At 72.0% G+C, this 3,574-nt stretch carries 3 protein-coding genes and 1 pseudogene; 1 reads left to right on the top strand and 3 read right to left on the bottom strand.

The window, feature by feature from the left end:
- Window positions 1-73 precede the first annotated feature (73 nt).
- Window positions 74-625, top strand: a complete 552-nt coding sequence (locus HW445_RS22585) for a GNAT family N-acetyltransferase (protein ID WP_257231230.1) — start codon at window positions 74-76, stop codon at window positions 623-625.
- Between the two features lie 85 nt (window positions 626-710).
- On the opposite strand, the gene HW445_RS22580 is transcribed toward HW445_RS22585, so the two are convergent.
- The 3 genes and pseudogenes from HW445_RS22580 to HW445_RS22570 all read right to left on the bottom strand — a co-directional run.
- Window positions 711-2,165, bottom strand: coding sequence for a flotillin family protein (locus tag HW445_RS22580; RefSeq protein WP_180222797.1), 1,455 nt, complete (start codon window positions 2,163-2,165; stop codon window positions 711-713).
- Between the two features lie 135 nt (window positions 2,166-2,300).
- Window positions 2,301-2,816 (bottom strand): hypothetical protein, encoded by a 516-nt coding sequence (locus HW445_RS22575; protein WP_180222796.1) that lies wholly within the window; start codon window positions 2,814-2,816, stop codon window positions 2,301-2,303.
- Between the two features lie 145 nt (window positions 2,817-2,961).
- Window positions 2,962-3,574: pseudogene (locus HW445_RS22570) on the bottom strand (type IV secretory system conjugative DNA transfer family protein); the annotation flags it as partial.

Raw genomic sequence — 3,574 nt, 5'->3', positions numbered from 1 at the left:
CGAGGGTTTTCGGTTGGTTCGTCCGCGTTTAATCGAGTGGGCGGTCTGCCCCGGTCCTGCTTAGCCTGACCGTATGGACGACAGACAGCGACCCGTCATCCGGGTGATACGCGCCGCGGAGTGGCGTGAGATGAAGGCACTGCGGCTGCTTTCGCTACAGGACCCGGTGGCACATCTGGCCTTCGCCGAGACCTACGAGAACGCCGCCGGCAAGCCGGATTCGTTCTGGCAGGAGCGGACGGAAGGCGCGGCGGAGGGCGGCACCGCGGTCCGGCAGTTCGTGGCGGAGCTTCCGGGTGCGGGCGGCTGGGTCGGCACGGTGGCGGTTCTGTTGGAGACGCCGGGAGAGGCGGACTTCCTCGGTGTGCCGATCGAGCGCCGGCAGGCCCAGGTGGTGGGCGTGTTCGTGAAGCCCGAGTACCGCGGCACCGGGCTGATCGGGGAACTGTTCGAAGCGGCGGCGGCCTGGGCCTGGGAGAGCGGGGCCGAGCAGGTGCGGCTCTACGTGCACGAGCGGAACGAGCGTGCGCTCGGTGCGTACCGTCGGCTCGGGTTCCGGCCGAGTGGGCTCAAGGTGCAGGAGGGCGACGACTTCGAGTGGGAGCTCGTGCTTCCCAAGGAGTGACGGCGCGTGATGTGTGGAGGGCCCCGGCTCGCCCCATGGAGACATGGGGCGAGCCGGGGCCCTCGGTGTATGCGGCCGCGGTGGGTCACTCGGAGATGGGGACGCTCCCGTTGCGGGTTCCGGTGTCGCCGGCGCCGTTGCGCTGGGTGAGGTTCTTCAGCAGGGAGGGAAGGTCGACTCCGGTGGTGGAGCTCAGCAGTTCCAGGCCCTGGGCGACGTTGTCGGTGACCGTGCGGGAGAGCTGGCTGGCGCCGTCGGTGGAGATGACCGTCATCTTGTCGATGGCACTCATCGGCTCGGCGGCCTTCTCGACGACCTGGGGAAGGATCTCCACCAGCATCTGGAGGATGGCCGCGTCACCGTACTGGCGGTAGGCGTCCGCCTTCTTCTCCATGGCGGCGGCCTCCGCGGCGCCCTTGACGCCGATGGCGGCCGCCTCGGCCTCACCCTCGAGGCGCACGGCCTCGGCGATGGCGCTTCGGCGCTGCTTCTCGCCCTCACCGGTGAGGCGGGCCCGCTCGGCCTCCGCCTGGGCGGAGGCGATGCCGGCCAGGCGCTCGGCCTCCGCCTGCTTCACCCGGGCGACCCGCTTGGCCTCGGCGTCCTGCTCGGCGGCGTACCGCTTGGCGTCGGCCGGCTTGCGGACCTCGGTGTCGAGCTGCCGGTCGGTCAGGGCGGCCTGGCGCTCGGCGACCTTCTCCTGTTCCTGGAGGATCTCCTGCTGGCGGGCCGCCTCGGCGAGCGGTCCGGAGGCCGCGGCGCGGGCCTTGGCCTCGTCGGTCTCGGCCTGGATCTCCGCCTGCTTGAGGGCGAAGGTCCGCTGGGCGACCGCGATCTCCTCCTCGGCCTTCAGACGGGCCTGTTCGGCGGCTCGGCGGGCGATGGCCTCGGCGATGTCCGCCTCCTGCTTGGCGCGGGCGGCCTCGGGGCGGCCGAGGTCCTGGAGGTAGGAGCCCTCGGTGGTGATGTCCTGGATCTGGAAGGCGTCGGTGATCAGGCCCTGCCCGGAGAGGCTGGCCTCGGCCTCCTCGGCGACCTGGCCGGCGAAGGCGGCCCGGTCGCGGATGATGTCCTCGACCGACATGCGGCCCACGATGGCGCGCAGGGCGCCGGACAGGACTTCCTGGGTGAAGCCGACGATGTCGTCCTGCTGGCCGAGGAACCGCTGGGCGGCGGCGCGGATGGCGTCCTCGGTGCCGCCGACCTTGACGATGGCCACGCCGTCCAGGTTGGCCTTGATGCCCCGGAGGGTGACCGCGCCGCGGACCGACACGGGGATCTGGCGGGACGACAGGTCCAGGCTGAAGCGCTGCTGCAGGAACGGGACGACGAAGACGCCGCCGCCGACCACGACCTTCTGGCCGCTGTTGTCGGTGAAGACGGTGCCGGTCTCCGGGTCGGTGGCCTTCTTGCCGCGGCGGCCGGTGACGATGAAGGCCTCGTTGGGGCCGGCCACCTTGTAGCGGCTGACCACGATGAGGGCGAGCAGGAAGAGGAGTACGACGACTCCGGCCGAGGCGATGACGACGGGGCTTGGCATGGATTCCCCCCAGGGAACGGAACAGCGCTGGTGGTGGGACTCGGTGCGGCGGTGAGGCGGTGGGTGGTGCGCGGCGTGCGGTGCGCGGCGTGCGGTGCCGGGTGGTCGGTGTCGGGGCTCGGGGCTCGGCCGGGGTCAGTTCTCGACCGGGCGCACCGAGATGGAGGTGCTCGACAGGGACTGGTCGACCCAGACCCGGGTGCCCCGGGGCAGTGGGCCGTCGGCGCGGGCGGCGAGTTTGACGGGCTGGCCCGCGAGCCGCACGAGCACCTCGCCGTAACCGTCGGCGGATATGGCGGTGACGACGACGCCGGTGACGCCGACGACGTCGGCCTCGCGGGGCGCCGAGCCGGAATGGTCGTTCATCAGTGCTCTGCTGGCGCGGTAGGCGCCCCAGGCGGTGAGCAGGGCGGCGGGGACGGCGACGGCGGCCGCGGCGGCCGGGCCGAGGCCGGTGGTGCCGGTGACGATCGCGCCGGTGAAGCCGAGCATCGAGACGAAGCCCGCGATCACGGGCAGCGAGATCAGGCCGTCGAAGAGGCCGTTGAGCGCCTCGACACCGCCGAAGAGGCCTTCGAGGACGCCGTCGAAGAGGAGCGCGACGGCGAGAACGACGAGCCCCGCGAAACCAAGCCCCAGGAACCAGACCATGCAGCCCACCCCTCCCGTATGCCCGCTGTCACGGGAGACGGTGGGCAGGGACCCACGGTTGCATCCCGGTGCCCGGAAGGCACCTTTTTTGAGCGAGTCCTGAGGGACGGCTTCGCGGGCGGGTGCAGAGCGGGCGGGTTCCGGTTCAGAGGCCGGCGTGCGGCCAGCGGGCGCGGAGTTGTTCCCGGGAGCGGACCAGGGCCAGGGTGGGCAGGCCCAGGGCGGTGCCCGCGGACAGGAGGTCCGGGAGCTGGGGGACCGGGGCCACGGCGGCGACGTCGTCGAGGACGAGGGTGATTGGTGGGTCGAGGCGGCCGGAGGATGACCGTTCGGCCATGCGCCGGCCGCGCTCGACCACGCTTGAGGCGAGGGCCGTCAGGAGCGGCATCGCCGCCGGATCGGTCCTCGGGTCCTCGACGGATTCGCCGATCACATAGAGCGTTCCCGATTCGTGGACGAAGGAATCCAGTACCAGGGAATCGTTCCGGTTGGGTGTGCACGCCTCGCGGATGTGGACGGCGCCGAGACAGGCGAGGGCGCGGGAGGTCAACTGGTGCGCCATGTCGCGGCGTTCGGTGTGCGAGGTGAGGGCCGACTCCAGCTCACCGGCCGCGCCGGAGGCGGCGGAGGGGTGGGTGCGCAGGGCGCGGACGGCTTCCTGGACGTGGTTGCCCTGGGCCCAGCGGTGCAGGTGGCGGACCGTGCGGCCGTCCACCGCGGCGGCGTGCAGGTAGCAGCGGAGCAGGGTCTCGGCGGTG

The sequence above is a fragment of the Streptomyces sp. UH6 genome, assembly GCF_013421635.1.
In the GTDB taxonomy this organism is placed as follows: Bacteria; Actinomycetota; Actinomycetes; order Streptomycetales; family Streptomycetaceae; genus Streptomyces; species Streptomyces abyssomicinicus.
The sequence above is the reverse complement of the archived record's forward strand: the minus strand, read 5'-3'. Positions and strand labels throughout refer to the sequence as shown.